Annotated in this window: 13 protein-coding genes; 9 read left to right on the top strand and 4 right to left on the bottom strand. The window is 66.1% G+C overall.

Features of this window, described 5'->3' with window-relative positions; genetic code table 11:
- From G3574_RS02960 to G3574_RS02945, 4 genes are read left to right on the top strand one after another with little or no spacing between them, the layout of a single operon-like run.
- Complete coding sequence (locus tag G3574_RS02960; protein ID WP_163960523.1) at window positions 1–2,700, top strand: tetratricopeptide repeat protein; 2,700 nt, start codon at window positions 1–3, stop codon at window positions 2,698–2,700.
- Entirely contained in the window at window positions 2,700–3,224 is a 525-nt protein-coding gene (locus tag G3574_RS02955; RefSeq protein ID WP_163960522.1) for a hypothetical protein, read from the top strand. The genes G3574_RS02960 and G3574_RS02955 overlap by 1 nt, the downstream gene beginning before the upstream one ends.
- Window positions 3,215–3,964: a cellulose biosynthesis protein BcsQ gene (gene bcsQ / locus G3574_RS02950; RefSeq protein ID WP_163960521.1), complete on the top strand. Its 750-nt coding sequence runs from the start codon at window positions 3,215–3,217 to the stop codon at window positions 3,962–3,964. Before G3574_RS02955 ends, bcsQ begins: the two co-directional genes overlap by 10 nt.
- Window positions 3,961–5,160, top strand: coding sequence for a glycosyl hydrolase family 18 protein (locus G3574_RS02945; protein ID WP_163960520.1), 1,200 nt, complete (start codon window positions 3,961–3,963; stop codon window positions 5,158–5,160). The genes bcsQ and G3574_RS02945 overlap by 4 nt, the downstream gene beginning before the upstream one ends.
- A 168-nt stretch (window positions 5,161–5,328) precedes the next feature.
- Here the strand turns inward: G3574_RS02945 and G3574_RS02940 are convergent, their stop codons facing one another.
- Window positions 5,329–6,111: an EF-hand domain-containing protein gene (locus G3574_RS02940; protein ID WP_163960519.1), complete on the bottom strand. Its 783-nt coding sequence runs from the start codon at window positions 6,109–6,111 to the stop codon at window positions 5,329–5,331.
- Between the two features lie 273 nt (window positions 6,112–6,384).
- Here G3574_RS02940 and G3574_RS02935 point away from each other — a divergent pair, with 273 nt between their 5' ends.
- Together G3574_RS02935 and G3574_RS02930 are read left to right on the top strand one after the other, a co-directional pair.
- The gene (locus G3574_RS02935; RefSeq protein ID WP_163960518.1) at window positions 6,385–6,678 is read left to right on the top strand and encodes a hypothetical protein; all 294 of its coding nucleotides are present in this window, start codon (window positions 6,385–6,387) and stop codon (window positions 6,676–6,678) included.
- 7 nt (window positions 6,679–6,685) lie between these two features.
- Window positions 6,686–8,371, top strand: a complete 1,686-nt coding sequence (locus G3574_RS02930) for a tetratricopeptide repeat protein (RefSeq protein WP_163960517.1) — start codon at window positions 6,686–6,688, stop codon at window positions 8,369–8,371.
- A 49-nt stretch (window positions 8,372–8,420) separates the two neighbouring features.
- On the opposite strand, the gene G3574_RS28765 is transcribed toward G3574_RS02930, so the two are convergent.
- The 3 genes from G3574_RS28765 to G3574_RS02915 form a co-directional block, all read right to left on the bottom strand.
- The gene (locus G3574_RS28765; RefSeq protein ID WP_163960516.1) at window positions 8,421–10,184 is read right to left on the bottom strand and encodes a methyl-accepting chemotaxis protein; all 1,764 of its coding nucleotides are present in this window, start codon (window positions 10,182–10,184) and stop codon (window positions 8,421–8,423) included.
- Window positions 10,185–10,461: 277 nt separating this feature from the next.
- A complete protein-coding gene (locus G3574_RS02920) occupies window positions 10,462–12,222 on the bottom strand; it encodes a polysaccharide deacetylase family protein (RefSeq protein WP_235952963.1) in 1,761 nt (586 codons plus the stop codon).
- Between the two features lie 259 nt (window positions 12,223–12,481).
- Window positions 12,482–12,703: a hypothetical protein gene (locus G3574_RS02915; RefSeq protein ID WP_163960514.1), complete on the bottom strand. Its 222-nt coding sequence runs from the start codon at window positions 12,701–12,703 to the stop codon at window positions 12,482–12,484.
- Between G3574_RS02915 and G3574_RS02910 the strand changes: the two genes are divergently transcribed.
- The 3 genes from G3574_RS02910 (at window position 12,702) to G3574_RS02900 (ending at window position 18,119) form a co-directional block, all read left to right on the top strand.
- Window positions 12,702–14,759, top strand: coding sequence for a BcsE family c-di-GMP-binding protein (locus G3574_RS02910; RefSeq protein ID WP_163960513.1), 2,058 nt, complete (start codon window positions 12,702–12,704; stop codon window positions 14,757–14,759). The genes G3574_RS02915 and G3574_RS02910 overlap by 2 nt on opposite strands.
- Before the next feature lie 64 nt (window positions 14,760–14,823).
- Window positions 14,824–16,770 carry a hypothetical protein gene (locus tag G3574_RS02905; protein ID WP_163960512.1) on the top strand — a complete coding sequence of 649 codons (1,947 nt, stop codon included), beginning with the start codon at window positions 14,824–14,826 and terminating at the stop codon, window positions 16,768–16,770.
- The gene (locus G3574_RS02900) at window positions 16,764–18,119 is read left to right on the top strand and encodes a glycosyltransferase family 2 protein (RefSeq protein ID WP_205609641.1); all 1,356 of its coding nucleotides are present in this window, start codon (window positions 16,764–16,766) and stop codon (window positions 18,117–18,119) included. Before G3574_RS02905 ends, G3574_RS02900 begins: the two co-directional genes overlap by 7 nt.
- The last annotated feature ends 1 nt before the right edge of the window (window position 18,120 follow it).

Raw genomic sequence — 18,120 nt, 5'->3', positions numbered from 1 at the left:
ATGCGCAACATGAAAAAGACGGTGTGCCTGCTGACCCTGCTGCTGCCGCTGGCGCAGCAGGCATGGCCGGCCGACGACCTCATGACGAGCCAGCTCGTGGATGAGGCGCGCGCCTGGCAGCAAAAGGATCGCGACGATTTGGCCGCCGACGTGCTGCGCAAGCTGCTGCGCATCAGTCCCAATCATCCGGAAGCGCTGATCCGTCTCGGCGGCATCGAGGCGCGCTCGGGCAACCTGAAGGAAGCCGACGTGCTGTATGCGCGCGCGGCGCGGTTGTCGCCCGCGCCGCGCGGCCTGCACGACCTGCAGGCGCTGATCGCGGAAAAGAAAGGCGCTCCGGTCGCGCGCAAGCCGGCCGACGTGCCGCGCGTGGCCGAGGCACCCAGGGCGGAAAGCGCGAAGCCGTCCACCCCGCCGGCGGCTCCCGCCAAGACCGACACCGACAAGCCGCGGCTCAAGCTGGAAGCCGAGCCGCCCAGGCTCGCGGCCGCGCAGCAATCCGCATCGGCGGCGAAGCAGGACGACCGCACCGTCAAGACCATCACGACCAAGCCTGAAAAGGAAAAGACCGAGAAGCCTGAGAAGGTAGAGAAGAACGATAAGGCAGAAAAGACGGAGAAGGCCGAGCCTGTGATTCCCGCCACCGCCGACTGGGCCGAAACCCGCCTGCTGCTCGAGGAACGCGCCCGCAAGCATCCCGGCGACGCGAACACCCTGTTCGCGTTGGCCAAGCACCTGGCGCAGCGCGAAGCCACGCGCAGGGAAGCCTTGCGCCAGCTCGCCTACCTTGCGGGACAGAAGAACGCCCCGCGGGACGTGAAGGCGTCCTGGCGCCAGGCCTTGCTGGCGTTGGAAAGCCATGCCGGCGACGCGCCGCTCTATTCCGCCTATCTCCAGGCGCATCCGGACGACGCCGTCGTGGCCGCGCGCCTGCGCGGGCTGCCGAGCGATCCGGCGTTCGCAGCAAGCCCGGCGTCCGGGCTGGCTGCCCCGATGGCGCAGAACGTGGCGGTGCCGGCGGAAGCCAGTTTCGAAGGCGGCAACAAGGCAAAGGCGGCTGCGCTGCTGCGCCAGGCGCTCGACGACGAGCAGCGCGGCACCTACCGCAATGCAGTCAGCAAGCTCGAGAACGCGCTGCTGCTGGATCCGGCGATGCCCGCCATCCGCCTCAGTCTCGCGCGCCAGTATGAACGCCTGGGTGCCTACGACAATGCCGGCAGCCTGCTGGACGACATGCTCGCCATCAATCCCGGCAATCCGGACGCCCTGTACGCGCGCGCCCGCATCTTCGGCGCGCAGCAGCGGTATGACGACGCCATGGTCGCCTTCGAGCGCATTCCGCAAAACGTCCGTACCGTCGAGATGGCGCAGGAGCAGCGCCGGATCTGGCTGACGATCCAGCTCGCGCGGGCGAAGGACCAGTACCGCCGCGGCGACGTCCGCCAGGCGCAGGCCACGATGGAAAGGCTGGAGCCCGCCGCCCGCGGCAACGACCAGATGATGGCGCTGGTGGCGGCAGGCTGGAACGACGCCGGTCAGCCGGCGCAGGGCTTGCGCCTGATGCGCGACATCCTGAGCCGCAGCCCGGTGCAAACCGCGAGCACGCGCATCCGTTATGCCGAGCTGCTGCTCAACAACTTCCAGGACGCGGAACTGTCCGCGGTGCTGCGCGACCTGTCGGCACCGGGCAAGCTCAACCGGCAGCAGCAGGACGAGGTCAACGGCATCATCCTGAGCTATTCCATCCGGCTGGCCGAAACCATGCGCGAATCCGGCCAGTATGGCCAGGCCACCGCGATCCTGGCGCCGATCATGCAGCGCTCCGACGACATCCGCGTGCTGGTGGCGATGGCACGCATCCACCGGAGCGCCGCCGAGCCGGCGCAGGCGCTGGCCGTCATCGAGCAAGCCATCGAGCGCCAGCCGCGCGACCTGGAGCAGCGGCTGATCGCCGTCGACTCCGCGCTGGCGGCGCGCGACAACGACAAGGCGGACCAGCATGCCAAGGCCGCGCTGGACATCGCGCCGCGCCATCCCCGCGCCCTGGCCGCAGCCGGCCGCGTGGAAAAGGCGCTGGGCAACGTCGACAAGGCCATCGACCTCTTCCGCCGCGCCCACGCCGCGGAACAGAACGCCGATTCGTTCACCGGAGTGCCGCCGCACATGCAGTTGCGCCTCGTGAGCAACGCGGTCGAGGTTTCCCCCGCCTCGCGCGCGCCGGCCCCCGGCGGCCCGAACCTGCTGCCCATTCCCGACCTCGGGCCGGCCAGCGGACGGCCCGCCCCTGGCCTGCTGACGATCCCGAACGCGGTTGCGCCGCCGGCCGAGACCGCGCCGGCCCCTGCCTACGACCTTCCCGCGCAGCAGGTCAAGCCGCCCGCGAAGCCCAAGATGCCGACCTCGGTATCGGTGCCGGACAAGCCGGTGGCGAAGGAAGAACTTCCGCGCGGCCGGAACGACAGCGTGCGTCCCGCCGCGCCGGCGCCGTTCGCCGTGCCGCCCGCCAATCCGCGCATCCAGGCTTCGGCCGGCGGGCATGAGATGCATCCGGCGCAGCCGATGCAGCAGGTGTCCTTCGACTACCGCATGCCGGCCGCCAGCGCGCCGGCCCCGCTGCAGTCCGCCGAGGACGACGGCCTGAAGCTGCGCATGACGATGACCCTCCGGCCGCCCGGCGGACGCAAGACATGGAGATCCTGATGAAACGCCTGATCCTGGCCGGCGCCCTGCTCGCCGCCGTACATGCCATGGACGCCATCGCCGGTCCGCAGGACGCGGCCCAGCTCGGACGCGCCTACCTTGCCGAAGGCGAGACCGTGGCGGCGGCGAAGAGCTTCGCCGAGCAACAGCGCATGGCGCCGTACGATCCCGTCGCCCTGAACAACCTCGGCGTGGCCCGGGCCGCCGCCGGCGACTACCTGACCGCCCTCGACTACATCTCGCGCGCGCAGAAGGCGGCGCCCTACCGCACCGACATCCAGGACAACCTCAACGCCCTGCGCGAATGGGTGAAGGCGTATTCCGTGCGCAGCGAGGACGAGGTCCTCGCGGATGACAACGTGCCGCAGGAACCGCCCACGCCCTGGCCCGTCGCCCTGTCCCAGCAGGCGATGGCCGCGGAACCCGCGTCGGCCCAGTCGACCGACACGACCGAAGGCAAGCGCGCCGAACGCAAACGCTCCAAACGCTCGTCCAACCGCTGCAAGGCATCATCATGCAAGTAATCTCCCTGATTTCCGGCAAGGGCGGCGTGGGCAAGACCACGATCACCGCCAACCTCGCGACCGCCCTCGCCCAGCGCGACAAGCGGGTTCTGATCATCGACCTCGATCCGCAGAATGCCCAGCGCATCCATCTCGGCCTCGACCCGGAAGAAATCGCCGGCCTGTCGCGCGAAGGCATCTCGCCGAACGCCATCTTCGACAGCCCATTCGGCGTCAATTTCATTCCCTTCGGCCGCCTGGCCGACAACGAGCTGGAAGTGTTCGAGCGCGAACTGCGCGAGGACCCTTACTGGGTGGCGCGCGGCGTGGCATCTCTCGAAGACAGCGATTTCGACTACGTCCTGCTCGACACCCCGCCCGGCCCGACGGTCTACCTGCACCAGGCGCTGCTGGCGTCGCAGCGCGCCTTCATGATCGTGCTGGCGGACGCGGCATCCTTCGCCACGGTGGGCAAGATGATGGGGCTGATCGGCGAGGTCACCGCGCACGAACAGAACTTCCATGGCGTGAACCTGCTGATCAACCAGATGCCGGCGCAAAGCCGGCTCGGCCACCAGGTCCGGACCGCCTTGTACGATGCCTACGCGGGCAAGCTGATCCCGGTCGCCGTGCACAAGGATGCCAAGGTTTCGCAGGCCCTGGCCTTCGAACGCCCGGTGCTCGAATATGAGCCGGGCTGCATGGCGAGCCTCGACATCCAATACGTCGCCGACTGGGTGATCGACAGCACCTCGCGATGAGTGCTTCCCTGTTGCGCGCCGGCTTGCTGGCTGCGCTCCTGCTGCTGCAGGGAGCGTCTCCGGCCCAGCCGCAGTCCGAGAACAGGCCGCAACCCCAGGCTCAACAGCAATCCCTGCCGCAGCCACAGGCCCTCGGCTACATGGCGTGGTGGATGCCTGACAGCTGGCGCAGCGCGTCAGCCGCCCGGCTCGACAGGGTGCTGTTCTTCGAACTCAGCATCAAGCCCGACGGGCGCATCGCCGACAGGAACGGCTGGCCCGACCAGTGGCAGGAATTCCGTGCCGGCATGAAGCAGCGCGGCACGCCGGTCGACCTGGTCCTGACCATGTTCGACATCAAGGCCTTCAATCACCTGTTCGGCTCGGCGCGCGCCCGCGCGCGCCTGGTGGGCGACGCTCTGGAACTGGCGCGGCATGAGGACGTGGCCGGCCTGCACCTCGACCTGGAAGTCTATGATCCGGTGCCGGCCGCCAGCCTAAAGGGCGTGCAGCAGTTCGTGGATGAACTCGCCCGCGCCCTGCACGCGCAGTCGCCGCGCCGTCACCTGTCGGTCTTCCTGCCCATCGGCGGGGCGGTCAATCTCTACGACAAGGCCACGCTCGCGCAGGTCGATACCGTGATCCTGCAAGGCTATGACGCGCACTGGGCAGGCGCGCCGACCGCCGGCCCGGTCAGTCCCCTGAGCGGCCCCGAGGCCATGACCTGGGAAAAGGCGCTCGCGAAGGGTCTTGAGCTCGGCGTGCCACGCGACAGGCTGCTGTTCAGCTTTCCCTTCTTCGGCTATGAATGGCGCGTGAAAGGCGATGCGCCGCGCGGACCGACGATTGGAAAGGGTGCCACGACCTCGCTGGTTCCGCTGCCGGAAGGACTGGTGCCCGCCATCCAGGCCAACACCCGCGAGCGGGCCGGCACGCATGGCGCGCGCCGCGACGACCTCAGCGGCACGGTGTTCTACCAGTACAAGGCGTCGGACCGCCGTCACTACGAGGGCTGGTACGAAGACACCTGGTCAATGCAGAAGAAGATAGAATTTTTGCGGCGCGAATCCCTGGGCGGGCTGGCCTTTTTCGTGCTTGGCTATGACGGCGATGCGCTGCTGGACCACTACCTCGAAGGCCGTGCGGCGCCCGCCGTCACGCCGGAAAAGAATGCGCCGAGCGTGGCCGGCTCGGCCTGGCCATTCTCGACGCGTTGAAGAGGAGGCGGACGCAAATCGTCCGCCTGCGAAATCTAAGCGGGTGCTTAAGGGTCCTTTGAATTAACCTAAACACCATTGATCGTGCTCTGTCATCCCCGCCTGCGTGGGGATGACGGCAGTGGTTTGAAAGCATGCGGTCATGTCAAAAAACTTCTATAGATTTGCTTAGGCCAGCACGGACACGCTCGCGCTGCTGCCCGAATCCGTGCTTGCCACCGAACCCGTCGTTGCCGAGTTGTTGCCATAGGCTTGCAGCAGCTTGAGCAGCTGCATTGCCACCCGGGCCTGCTGGTCGTCGCCGGTGGTTGCGGCGGCGGTGCCATCGCTGCCGGCTGCTTTCGCGTGCTTCTGGGCGTGGGCGAAGGAATGCGCTTCCTTAGCGCTGATCTTGCCGTCGCCGTCCGTATCCGCCTTGTCGAAGTTGTTCACGAGGCTGTTCAGGAGCTTGGAGCGGCGGCTGTCGCTGGAACCGGTCTCCTGCAACTGGGCAGACAATTCATCCTTGGTGAAACCCGCGGCATCGACGGCGTTCGTGCCGTCCGAAGACGAAGAAGACGAGGACGATGAGGAAGGCGGGGGCGGAGGTGGCATGCCTTGCAACCCGCCGGGACCACCGTGCCCGCCGCCATGCATGCCATGCATGCCGCGCTCCATGCGCGACTGGTTGAACTGGCCGTCGAGCTGCTCTGCAACCTTGGTCAAGGCCTTGGTCAGCTCGCTTTGCGTGACCTTGCCGTCGGTGTCGCCGTCCAGCTGCTTGAACAGCGCGGCGACGTCGGTCGACTGGGTTCCGCTGGCGCTTGCGGTTGAGGATGTGGTGGAGCCGATCTGGTCGAACGCGGACTGCAGGTCGCTTTGCTCGATGTACCCCTGCTTGCGGGTGTCGAGCGTGGAAAACAAGGCATTGCTCCATGCGGAAATCGTGTTGCTGCCGATGCTTGAAACCATGGTGGCTCCTCAAGGAAATGGGAATCGCGACGGCATCCGCGCCATCGCCTGACGATTCGATTTTCCGTTGCGCAATGGTTAAGGGCGGTTAAGGAAATGTAAAGCTGGGTAAAGGGATGCTCCCGGATGCGGCCAGCCGGCACCGTTGGGCGGACGCCAAGGGAGATAGGCGAACGCAACGATACGAAGTATCATCCAGCGTTCAACAGGGCGCCTTTCGATGGTCACTCGATGGCCGCGCCGCGATGTCGACAACATGACAGGAATACCATAATGTTTGGATGGTTCAAATCTAAGGAAGCCAGCGCCTTCGGCGAAACGCTCGCCGACTACTACATGAAGCATCTCCCCGTCCAGGGCGGCAAGAAAGGCCAGTACTCGGCGAAGAAGCAGGAACAGGTTCTCGACAACCTGTTCGCGCAGGCGGCGGAATTCAAGACCCGGCACAAGCTCAACCTGTTCAGCAAGGCGGCGCTCGGCAATGCCTTCCGCTGGAAGCTGGTGCAGCACCAGTACGAAAGCAACCAGGCCGATGCCTTGACCAAGCTGCTCATGCACCGGCTTTGAGCGCGGCATGCTCAAGGCAATCAAGGCATGGATAGGCCGCACGGAAAGCCAGGCCGCCGAGGCGCCCGCGAAGGCAGCTGAACCGGCAGACATCGCCGTCTCGGCGGCGGCGCTCAAGCAGGAAGCCGACGCGTTGTTCAACCAGGGGAAACTGGACCTGGCGGCGCAGCGGTACCAGGCGGCATTAGTGGCCGACCCCGGCCTCTTGCGTGCGCGCTGCAACCTGGGCATCGTGCTGCATGCCCTGGGCCGCGCCGACGAGGCAGCCGGTCACCTGCGGCTGGCCATCGACGGCGGCATCGCGGCGCTCGGCATCCCGCTGGCCCATCACACGCTCGGGCTGCTCGAACGCGGCGCGGGCAGTCACGATGAAGCCTGCCGACTTTTCCTCGCGGCGCTGGTCATTTCGCCGGCGCATGAAGAATCCGCCACCGCACTCTGCGACATGGCGGCCCGCCTCGCCGAATCGGGCGAGCTGGCAAGGGCGCAAGCGCTGCTCGAGCAGGCCCTGTCGAGTGCCCCGCCTGCCGCTCCGGCCGGCGGCCATTTCCATCATTTCCTTGGAAACGTCCTGCGGCAAAAAGGCGAAGCCAATGCGGCCTTGGGCCATTACCGGCTGGCGCTGGAAGCCAGGCCGGACGACCCTCAGGCGCACTACAACCTAGGCGGCCTGCTGCAGGACCAGGGCGAACTGGACGCCGCGATCGCGCATTACGCCATCGCCGCCGCCAAGCCCGGCTTCACCGAGGCCCGCTGGGCGCTGGCGCTAGCCACCCTGTTGTCCGGCGACCTCGGGAAGGGTTTCCAGATGTTCGAGATGCGGCTGGATGCCGACGGCATCGAGGGCCTGAAGGGCACGGCTACCGTCATGCGCACCCTTGCCGGCAAGCCGCGCTGGCGCGGCGAAGACCTGCGGGGCAAGACCCTGCTGGTCTGGCTGGAACACGGCATCGGCGACAACCTCATGATGATGCGCTACCTTCCCCTGCTGAAGGAACGCGGCGCACAACGCATCCACGTCCTCGGCCCGTCCTTCCTCAACCGCGTCGTCGACAATTCCGGTTGCGTCGACGGCATCGGCAACCAGCTCGACCCGGCCGCCTACCCTGCCTTCGATTACCACTGCTCGCTGATGAGCATGCCCGCGATGTTCGGCACGACCCTGGATACGATCCCGCGCAACGTGCCTTACATCCGTCCGGACGATGCCTCGGTTGCGCGCTGGCGCGAGCGCGTGCAGGCGCAGGACGGCATGAAGATCGGCCTGGTCTGGAGCGGCAATCCTCAGTTCCAGCACGACTACAAGCGCAGCGTGACCCTCGGCATGCTGGGGCCGCTGTTCGGCGTACCGGGCACGCGCTTCTTCAGCCTGCAAAAGGGAGGCGGGCCGGCGATCGCGGCGGCGAACCTGCCGCTGACCGACTGGATCGAGGAATGCGGCGATGTCTATGAAACCGCCGCCCTGATGGCATGCATGGACCTCGTGATCACGGTGGACACGTCGATGGCGCACCTGGCAGGCGCCATGGGCAAACGGGTGTGGATGATGAGCCGCTTCGAAAGCGAATGGCGCTGGATGCGCGGACGCGAGGATTCGCCGTGGTATCCGTCGATGCGGATCTTTCCCCAGCAGGCGGCCGGTGAATGGGCGCCGGTGGTGCAGGCCATGGCGGCGGCCCTGGCCGCCGAGTGACTTTCTTGCTGCGGGGCGCCGCCCGCAAAGGCACGGCGCCCCGCGAACCTCAGAACGACTGCATCTCCGATCCGGCAACCGCACGCATGCGCCGTGCATGTGCCGGGTTAGCCGGTACCACTTTCCCGGTCGTGCTCTCGGAACGCGTCCCCAGAGAACGGACGAGGGACAGGATGGGCGCCTTGGGAGCCGAGGATGCAAGGGTGGCGTCCTCGAACGTTTCGAACGCTTCGGCCGCCTTCGACGACTCGCCCGCGCCGAGCTTGAACACGCTGACCATCTGCAGCAGGCTGCCCGCCTGATCCTGCAGCGACTGCGCGGCGGCGGCGGCCTGTTCCACCAGCGACGCATTCTGCTGGGTCGACTCGTCCATCTGGTTGATGGCCTGGTTGATCTGCTCGATGCCCGCGCGCTGTTCGCTGGACGCCGCAGTGATTTCGCCGATGATGTCCGACACGCGCCTGACGCTGTCCACCACCTCGCTCATCGTCATGCCGGCCTGGTCCACAAGGCGGGTTCCGGCTTCCACCTTTTCGGCTGAATCGTTGATCAGCGTCGTGATTTCCTTCGCCGCGGCAGCGCTGCGCTGGGCGAGGTTGCGGACTTCGGCGGCCACCACGGCGAAGCCGCGGCCCTGCTCGCCGGCGCGGGCCGCTTCCACGGCCGCGTTCAGCGCCAGGATGTTGGTCTGGAACGCAATGCTGTCGATGACGCTGATGATGTCCACGATCTTCTTGGCGGATGCGTTGATCGCATCCATCGTCCCTACCACTTCGGCCACCACCGCGCCGCCGCGCGAGGCGACTTCCGATGCCGAGCCCGCGAGCTGGTTGGCCTGGCGGGCGTTGTCGGCGTTCTGCCTGACGGTCGAGGTCAGCTCTTCCATCGAGGATGCGGTTTCTTCCAGCGACCCGGCCTGCTGTTCGGTGCGCGAGGACAGGTCCAGGTTGCCGCTGGCAATCTGGCCGGACGCGGTGGCGATAGTGTCCGTGCCGCTGCGGACTTCCGCCACGATGCGCACGAGCCCGCCGTTCATGTCCTTGAGGGCCTGCAGCAGCTGGCCGGTCTCGTCGTGCCGGTCCACCTCGATGGCATGGCTCAGGTCGCCGCCCGCCACCTTGCGCGCGGCCAGCACCGCGCGCTGGAGCGGATTGGTGATGCCCAGCGTGATCGCCCGCGCCACGGCCATGCCAAGAACCACGGCGAGCACGGCGAGGATGATCATCATGTTGCGCGTTTGCTGGTAAGCGACCTGCGACTGCGCGACCATGTCTTCGTTTTCCCGGGACTTGAGCTTCGCGAATTCATTCAGGCCGGCCATCCAGTGGAACTGGACCTGCCGCAATTCGGTCATGAGGACGGTGGCGGCTTCCTCATGCATGCCCGCGAGCCCGAGCTCGATGGTCCTGGCGATCAGCGGCGCCGCGGCGGCGGAGTCGGCCGCGACCTTGTCCAGTAGCTGCCTCTCTTCGTCCGAGGCCACGCCATCGCCCAGGATCTCGTTGCGAAGCTTGCCCAGCGCTTCCTCGAAGCCGGCATTGCCCTTGGCGATACGCTCCGCTTCCGGCTTCATCGCCGCCTGGTCGGTCAAGAGCGCCAGGTTGCGCAGCGCGATCATCCTGTCCATGACGGTGAAGCGCATGTTCATGAGCAGGCTGACCTCGACTTCGTTATGCCGGGTGATCTGCGTCAGGCGGTCCTGCAGCTGGGACATGCGGTTGAGCGACAGGGCGGTCATCCCGATCAGCAGCAACAAGATCAAACCGAAACCAATGGATAGCCTGACCCCGATCCTGGCGTTTTTGAGTTTCATCGCATGTCCCTTGAAGTAATAGGTATGAGTGTTCCGCACCTCGGATTGCCGCGAGACCGCCGCCGTCATGGCAAGCCACGGGTTCCAGGCGCATGACAATCATATAACTCCACGGATGACCTTCATAATCTATTAGGGCGGATTAATAATTTTTTGGGTATTGGGAATGCCTGGCGGGGAAGAGTGACGGGGACAACAGGGGCCGACAGGATTGACCGAAGCCCCCTGGACACTCGAAACCGCCCGATCGCGACACCGAAACATAGAGGGCTCCCCTTCAGTACAGCACCCGATACGAGTAACTTCCCGCCCCGAGCCGGTTGAAAACGAACGCCGCCCGATGGTTGTCCACCAGCCGTCCTTCCACGGCCGGCGAATACGGCGTCATCGGTTCCAGGCGCGGCGGCGGACCGCCGGTCTCGGGTTGCGTCGCCATCAAGGTGAGGCCAGGCCCGATCCCGGGCGCGCGGACGGTCAGCTCGACCACTTGCCCCCTGCCCTCGCCGCGCACCTTCACGCTGGCCCTGTCGCGCGCGCGCCACCACGCGGCGATGTCATCGGCGCGGGCCACCCAGGTCTTGTCACGGGAATCGGCAAGCCGACGGAAGAAGGCCGGCAGCGCGGCATTGACCGGGGAACCGGACGCGTAGCTCGATGCATGGATCAGAAGCATGTTGAGGGCGCCCATGTTCAGCGCTTCCTCGTATTCCCGCACGAGCTGCATGCCGGCCCGCTCCTCGTTCATGGCGTCGCCGCGGTATTCCAGGTCTTCCAGGCTGGTGCGCGGCAGCACCACCAGGGCGCTTTCCGGAGGGACGGCCTTTTCGGCGCTGGAAAAGTAAGGAAGACGGTCGATGGTCGCCGCCGCGTCCGCCACGTGGTATTGCATGCCGTGCCGGCGCAGCAGGATCTCGGTGGACTGGTCATACGATTCGTTCGGCGCCCGGAAGCCATGCAGGGCGAGCGGTCCCGGGCCGCCGATCTTCCGCACGTCCGCGAACATCGCCAGCATGCGCTGTTCCTGGATTTCCGCGTTCTGGTCCTTGAAGCCGTCGGGAACGTCTGCCTGGTAGGCAAGTTCATGCCCGCGCCGCGCAAGGCTGCGCAGCAGGTCGGGGAAAGCGCCGGCCTGGCTCGTGATCAGGAAGAAGCTGGCGCGCAGGCCGAGCGCGTCGAGCTGCTGCGACAAGGCGGCGACGCTTTCCGCCGCGCCGTCGACCTCCATCGCGATCAGCTGCGCCGCCAGCCTGCCGCCGGGCCAGGCTGCCTTGTACACGCGCGGTTCGTGCCGCAGCCAGGCGAGGATGGCGTCCAGCATCCGGTAGATGTCGTCGCGCGGATGGAAATCCATCGCGGGTTCGGAGAAGCCGAAGTAGACGCGGCGTGAATCGTAGCGTTCGGAAAAGGCGATGGCGCCGTTCGCGAGCGCGGGATCGCGGCTGCGCTCCCAGGTCATGTAGCGTGCCGCGACGTTGCGGGCGTCGATGCGCAGCGGGTTTTCGGCGATCTTGCCGAGGTACATCCGCCGCCCGGCAGGCAGCGGCCAGGTGAGAGGACCGTCTCCCGACGGCGCGATGAACCATTCCTCCGATTGCCGCGTGATTTCGCCTGCGACGCGCAGGTCGAACAGGTCCTGGACGAACTGGAAGCCGCGCCATTCCCCCTTGCCATCGCGCGCGCCCACGGCCCAGCTGCCGAGTATGCTGCCGCCGCGGCGTCCGAATTCCTCGACCGCGCGGCGTTCCTGGTCATCTAGAAGCAGCGCCGATGCCAGCACCAGCACGCCGCGAGGAGGCTGGGCCAGCAGGTCGGCGCGCCCGAGTTCCCGGAAATCCTTGCCGGTGTCCCTCAGGTAGGTGCGCCACTGACCCAGGATGGTGTCGTAATTGCCTTCATTCGCCTGGAAGAAGGCTTGCGTCGCCGGGCTTGCGTAGAGATAGACGGGAAAGGATGCGCCGGCCGGCCCGGCATCCGCGCTCCTTGCGAAGGGCGACAGGACCAGGCCGGACATCGCGACCAGCAACACGGCCAGGCGCATGACCACGGCGCGTCTCCACCCGCTTGAACGCGTCCCCCTGCGTCTCGAGGACGCAGCCTCCGCCGCCAAAGCACACCTTGCGCTCATCTTGTTGCCTATGGGAACCATTTCTACGGGGACCGGTCTGCCTGATGACGGGAAACATGCCATCAATGCCATCGTTACGCCAACTATTTGATGGCAAACGTCTGAAATAGGGGAAGAAACAAACATGTAACGCAACAACCAGAGTTGCGAATCCGCAATTCGGGTTAAAATTTTACTTGAACTTCGGAAAGTTCAGCCCTGACTTTGCAGCGTTTTTTGTGTAGCGCGACCAGGTCAGCTGCAACGCCGATACAAGCAAAACACGAGATGCGGCTTCGCATGGAAAGAACCCGGCGTCCATGCCAGATGAAGACAGTCCGCCGGCACCCTTTCGACGCAAGGTGCCGGGAATCCGGATGTCGACCGGAACGAGAAAAGAGGAGCTTGCTGCCATGAATGAAACATCCCCCGACATGCAGGGTCTGCCTCCCGTCCGGCTCGGCATACAAGGCCTGCCCAACCTGACCAACAGCATGAATACGGGCGGCCTCTATGCCATGATCGCCGAGACGCCCCCGGCCCGCTTTCCCATCCTCGCCGCCAACCTCGCCAGTGCCATTTCCGACGGCATTCCCTGCTCCGTCGTCGTTCCCTCGAATCCCGAACTGTTCGTCGAGCGCATCCGCTCCTTCGGTCAGCTCGACATGCATGCGCTGCTGGCATCCGGCCATCTCGGCGTGTTCGAGATGCAGGACGAATTCCCGAAAAAGATGTTCCGCTTCGGCGCCGACAGCTTCGTGCGCGAACTGGAGCAACTGCTCGACGTGCCGGACAACAGCTACATGCTGTTCGACCAGGCCGATGAATTGCTGGCCCTGCATGACGTCACACTGGCGCTCGACCAGATCGACATCCTGCGCCAATGGTACGAAGAGCACAACATCACCGCCCTGCTGGTGTTCTCGCGCGCGACCGGCGCGCAGCTCGCGACGATCCACGCCCTGATGGACAGCCTGACCGGCATGGCGCGGCTGTCGTCCGGAAAGAATGGGCTGGAACTCGGCTTCGACTACTGGCAATCGCCGGAAGGCACCATCGCCGGACGCAGCTATTCGCTGCTGCGGCACGAATCGGGTTTCTACGAGGCGAGCAGCGCCCCGCTGGTGGAAGCCGGCCAAGCCGCCATGCGTGCCGAAGGCGAGGCCGACCTGCCGCCGCCCGAGGAAGATCCGCACTTCTTCTACATGGATCCGGAGCTCGGCAACCTCGCGCAGCAGCTGCCCGGCATCTGGCAGCGCGTGGATACCGTGGTCGGCCTGGTGCATGCCAGCCAGGGCATCCGTACCGCCACCCTGATCCTCAGCTTCCAGCGCGACACGCACATCCGCCAGCTCGCGGAAGCGGTGCACACCCTGCGCCTCACGCTCGGCAAGCATGCGCGCATCGTCGTGCAGGAAAAGAATTCCTCGCTGCGCTACCAGAACGAAGCCCTGCTGCTGCGCCTCGGCGTCAACCTGGTGGTGCACCGCGACGTCGCGCCGAACCGCCTGCCGCTGCTCATCGAATCGCTGCGCGGCCAGGTCTTCAGCCGGGACGTCAACATCAACTTCGAAGCGGCGCTGGGCAGCGTGCTGCCGACCCGGCTGCGCGGCTATCTCGCGCCGGGCCGTTTCCAGCGCGAGGTCGAGGTGGTGCTCGGCCGCGCCGAAACCCTCAGCATTCCCTTCGCCCTGGTCGTGGCAAGGGCGAAGGATGTTTCCGGCATCGCCCCCACCATCGCGGCAAGCTCGATCTCCCGCGCGGGCGACCTGGTGACCTCGGACGGCGAACGCTATTTCATCTTCCTCAACGCCTGCCCGCAAGCCGTGCTGCTGCAGACCCTGAACCGCATTCTCGGCCGCCCCCATGAAGACGTGCTCGACGACTTGCGCTTCCTCGTCAGCCGCGACGACATCCAGATGGAACTGGGGCTGCTGACCCGCGCCGCCGAGCAAGGCAACCTGCCCGACTTCTCTCCCCAGATGCCGGCACAGGCCGAACCGGAAGAGCCCGCGGCCCCCGTCGCACCCGCGCCGCAGGCGAATGAACCACATGCGCCGGTGGATACCTATACCCAGCGCGCCAGGCCGGCGACCGTTGCCGCCGCCAACCCGGCGCCGGCTGCAACGCCCGCTTCCGTGGCGCCGCCGGTGTCGATCTCCGTTTCCGTGCCGGTCCAACCGGTGGTCCCGCCGATGGCGCGGCCGGCTGGAATCCGCCCGGCCCCGGTGCCGGCAATGGCAGCGCCTGCAGTGACAGCCAGTGCCCCGGCAACGACTGCGCCCATGGCATCTCCGGCGCGCGCGGCCATGACGCCGCCCGCCCAGGAAGACGCAACGGACGAACAGCGCTATTCCTATTCCGGCACGCCGGTGGAAAACCGCTTCGGCAAGCGCGAGGCTCCGCGTGCCACGCGCCGCTCGGCGACCTCCGACAAGAAAGAAGAAACGACCAGTTCCGCGAACCCATGATCTGCGCACGGCGCGGCGGAACGGTCCGACCGCCTGCCGCGCCGTCCGACCACCGCCAGCCTCCATGACGAAAACGACGCCAACCTCCGACACATCCAGCCAGCCCCGCGGCCGGGCATCGCGCCTTGCACGGATGCTGTCGCCGCTCGCCTTGAGCCTGCTTCTTCCCGCAGGGGCGGCGCTCGCGCAGAACGATCCGGCGGTCGGCGCCATTCTCGAACTGCACCGGCAGGCGCAATACGAGGCGGCCGCGAGCCGCGGCCTCAACGAATTGCTGGTCAAGCCCTGGAACCACCAGCTGCGCTTCGTGGTCGCAGACAGCCTGCAGCGGCTTGGCCGCACCGAGGAAGCGATCGCCCAGCTAGAAGCGCTCGAAGGCACGCCGTATGCCGACACGGCGCGCACGCGCCTGCAGGCGCTCCGTGCATCGCGCCGTCCTGCCCCGCAGGCAGCCACCTCTGCTTCCATGCCGCAAGCCGCCGCGCCGCTGCCGGCCGCGCCCTTGCCGCAGATGCCGCAGCCCGCTGCCCAGACATCGCCCTCGTCGGCCTACCAGCCGACGCCCCAGGTGGCCCAGGCTTACCAGAACATGCCCCGGCCTCCCGTCGCTCCTGTTGCTCCTGCCGCTCCAGCAGTTCCTGAAGCCGCACAAGGCTCGGCGACCGCACCGCGCGGCAAGGCGATGTTGCCCTACGTGCCCAGTCCGCTGATCTCGCAGTCACAGTACATCAGCCCGACCGGCGCGGCCGTGGTCGACCGGCGCCCCTCCGCGCCCAAGGCTACCGAAGCCAAGCCCGAGGCCGCGGCGCCGGAACCGGCGCGCTCCGCCGCCGCCAAGGCGATCGTCGACCTCAACCTCGAAGAGAAATACTACGAGGTCGGCACCGAAGGCCTGGCGCTGCTCGCCACCGAAAAGCCGGACGACGAGGTTCGCCTCATGATTGCCAACGCGCTTGCGTGGACCGGCCGCCTCAAGGAAGCGCAAGGCATCTATCAGTCGCTCACCGGCGGCGCCTACGCCAACGACGCCAAGATCGGCATCGCCAACATCAACCGCTGGCGCGGCCGCGACGACCTCGCACTGCCGATGTACAAGGAAGTGCTGGCCGCGGATGCGTCCAATGCCGGCGCGAACGAGGGCGTCGCGCTCGCGATGCGCGAACTCCGTCCGCGCACCACGCTCAACGTCGGCAGCTACGAGGATTCCTCCGACATCCGGCGCAAGTCCGGCACGCTGACTCACCGCTGGCACGACGGCAAGGGGCCGAACGTCTATGAAGTCGAAGTCGCGCGCTTCAAGGATCGCCAGATCAGCAGCAACCTCGACGAGCACGAGAATGTCTTCACCGGGCGTTACCAGGCAAACAATCTCCAGCTCAAGCCGACCTTCGAGATCGGCATGTCGAACAACGGCGCCGACCGCGGGCTTTATGGCGGCGTCAGCGTCAAGGTCGGCGAGAACGAAGACATCCTCGAAGTGAGCAAGGTGAACTGGGGCGTGCTGGCCACCAATCCGCTTGCCATCAACACCAACCTTTCCGCCACCCACATCGGCCTGCAGGCGACGCGCGCCAGTTCGCTGGGCAACGTCACCGGCAGGCTGGACCGCTACAACATCTCGGACGGCAACAACATCACGACCGGCTCGCTGCGGCTGGCTTCGAACTGGCGCCCGCTGGGCAATCATGTCAAGCCTTTCGCCGGCATGGAATTCCGTGAGGCTAAGTTCTTCAGCCCGGCCTACTGGTCGCCGAACGAGGGCTTCGGCACCGTCTACGGCGGTCTGACCGCGGAGTGGGATTCGCCGGACGCGACCTTCTACGCCTCGGGCCAGGTGGGCGAACGCCTCTATGGCGAGGCGGGACAGAGCTGGAGCGCGAGCATGGGCGGCAAGTACTGGATCGCCACCGACATGAGCGCGGGATTCTCGCTGTGGAGCATGGCCAGCCGCCGCAACGGCGCGCCCTACCGGGCCAAGTCGGCGAACGTCATCGTGGAGAAACTTTGGTAACGGCCAAGTTCACGCGCTACGCCTGGGCGACGGCGGCCGTGCTCGGCTTCGCCGTGATCCTGGCGGTCAGCTACGACACGGTGCGCAAGTCCCAGGGCTCGATGAGCGTGCTGCTGGAAAGCTACGTGCTGGCCGCCATCACGTTCTACCTGCTCGCCTTCCTCGTGATCCTGGTGGCGCGCTACGCCATCCTCATCCTGTATTCCTTCATGGACCACATCGAAGGCTTGTACGGAAAGCGCGAGGCGCCAGCGCCGAAGTACACCGACGATGCCTCGCTGCCGATGGTTTCCCTGGTGGTCCCCGCCTTTAACGAAGGACTGGTCATCCAGGCCGCGATCCGATCGCTGCTCGAACTGGACTATCCCAACTTCGAGGTCATCGTCGTCGATGACGGCTCGACCGACGACACTTATGAAAAAGCCATCGCCGTGGCGCGCGAGCAGTTCGAGATCCCGGTGCGCGTGATCACCAAGCGCAACGGCGGCAAGGCGGAAGCGCTCAACACCGGCATGGCGGCCGCTCGCGGCGAGTTCATCCTCAACATGGACGGCGATTCGAAGCTGTCGAACAACACGCTGCGCGCCTGCATCAAGCATTTCGAAAACCCGCGCATCGGCGCGGTCGCAGGCAACGTCAAGGTGATCAACCGCGAAAACATCTGGAGCCGCATCCAGGCGCTGGAGTATGTGGAAGGCCTGGCAATGGCGCGCAAGGCGCAGAGCTTCATGCGCTCGGTGAACATCATTCCCGGGCCGCTGGGCGTGTTCCGCAAGTCGGTGCTGCAGCAGGTGGGCGGCTATGACCACGACACCTTCGCCGAGGATTGCGACCTGACCCTCAAGCTGCTGATGCAAGGCTGGCACATCGCCTACGAGCCGCTGGCGATCGCCTGGGTGGAAACGCCGAGCCGGCTGCTCGACCTGCTCAAGCAGCGCTATCGCTGGACGCGCGGCATCCTGCAGGCCACGAGCAAGCACAGCGACGCCCTGTGGCAGCCGCGCAAGGCGGGCATCAATTGCCTGATCTTGTGGTACATGCTCTTCGAAGGCATCATGTGGCCGTTCTCGACCATCCTCGGCAACCTGTTCTTCGCCTACGTCGGCGTACGCTATGGCCTTGCCACCCTGCTTTTCTACTGGTGGCTGCAGCTCACCATCCTCGACGTCGTGGCGGCGGCATACTGCGTCATCATCGAGGAAGAAGAACCGTCGCTGATCTTCTACGCGGTCATGTTCCGGCTCTTTTACATCAATATCATTGACATCTCCAAGGTCCTGGCGACAATTGAAGAATGGCGCGGCCAAGCCATGACCTGGGGTAAGCTCGATCGGGAAGGAAAGCTCTGAC

This window comes from Noviherbaspirillum galbum (genome assembly GCF_010974945.1).
In the GTDB taxonomy this organism is placed as follows: domain Bacteria; phylum Pseudomonadota; class Gammaproteobacteria; order Burkholderiales; family Burkholderiaceae_D; genus Noviherbaspirillum; species Noviherbaspirillum galbum.
Note: the sequence above shows the minus strand (reverse complement) of the source record. Positions and strands in the feature narration are given on the sequence as shown.

What these genes read in the sequence shown, in the direction of transcription:
- G3574_RS02915 (WP_163960514.1), bottom strand. Translation starts at nt 12,703, where the DNA reads ATGGCAGCAAGCTCCTCTTTTCTCGTTCCGGTCGACATCCGGATTCCC.
- G3574_RS02955 (WP_163960522.1), top strand. Translation starts at nt 2,700, where the DNA reads ATGAAACGCCTGATCCTGGCCGGCGCCCTGCTCGCCGCCGTACATGCC.
- G3574_RS02945 (WP_163960520.1), top strand. Translation starts at nt 3,961, where the DNA reads ATGAGTGCTTCCCTGTTGCGCGCCGGCTTGCTGGCTGCGCTCCTGCTG.
- G3574_RS02910 (WP_163960513.1), top strand. Translation starts at nt 12,702, where the DNA reads ATGAATGAAACATCCCCCGACATGCAGGGTCTGCCTCCCGTCCGGCTC.
- bcsQ (WP_163960521.1), top strand. Translation starts at nt 3,215, where the DNA reads ATGCAAGTAATCTCCCTGATTTCCGGCAAGGGCGGCGTGGGCAAGACC.
- G3574_RS02930 (WP_163960517.1), top strand. Translation starts at nt 6,686, where the DNA reads ATGCTCAAGGCAATCAAGGCATGGATAGGCCGCACGGAAAGCCAGGCC.
- G3574_RS28765 (WP_163960516.1), bottom strand. Translation starts at nt 10,184, where the DNA reads ATGAAACTCAAAAACGCCAGGATCGGGGTCAGGCTATCCATTGGTTTC.
- G3574_RS02960 (WP_163960523.1), top strand. Translation starts at nt 1, where the DNA reads ATGCGCAACATGAAAAAGACGGTGTGCCTGCTGACCCTGCTGCTGCCG.
- G3574_RS02935 (WP_163960518.1), top strand. Translation starts at nt 6,385, where the DNA reads ATGTTTGGATGGTTCAAATCTAAGGAAGCCAGCGCCTTCGGCGAAACG.
- G3574_RS02940 (WP_163960519.1), bottom strand. Translation starts at nt 6,111, where the DNA reads ATGGTTTCAAGCATCGGCAGCAACACGATTTCCGCATGGAGCAATGCC.
- G3574_RS02905 (WP_163960512.1), top strand. Translation starts at nt 14,824, where the DNA reads ATGACGAAAACGACGCCAACCTCCGACACATCCAGCCAGCCCCGCGGC.
- G3574_RS02920 (WP_235952963.1), bottom strand. Translation starts at nt 12,222, where the DNA reads ATGCGCCTGGCCGTGTTGCTGGTCGCGATGTCCGGCCTGGTCCTGTCG.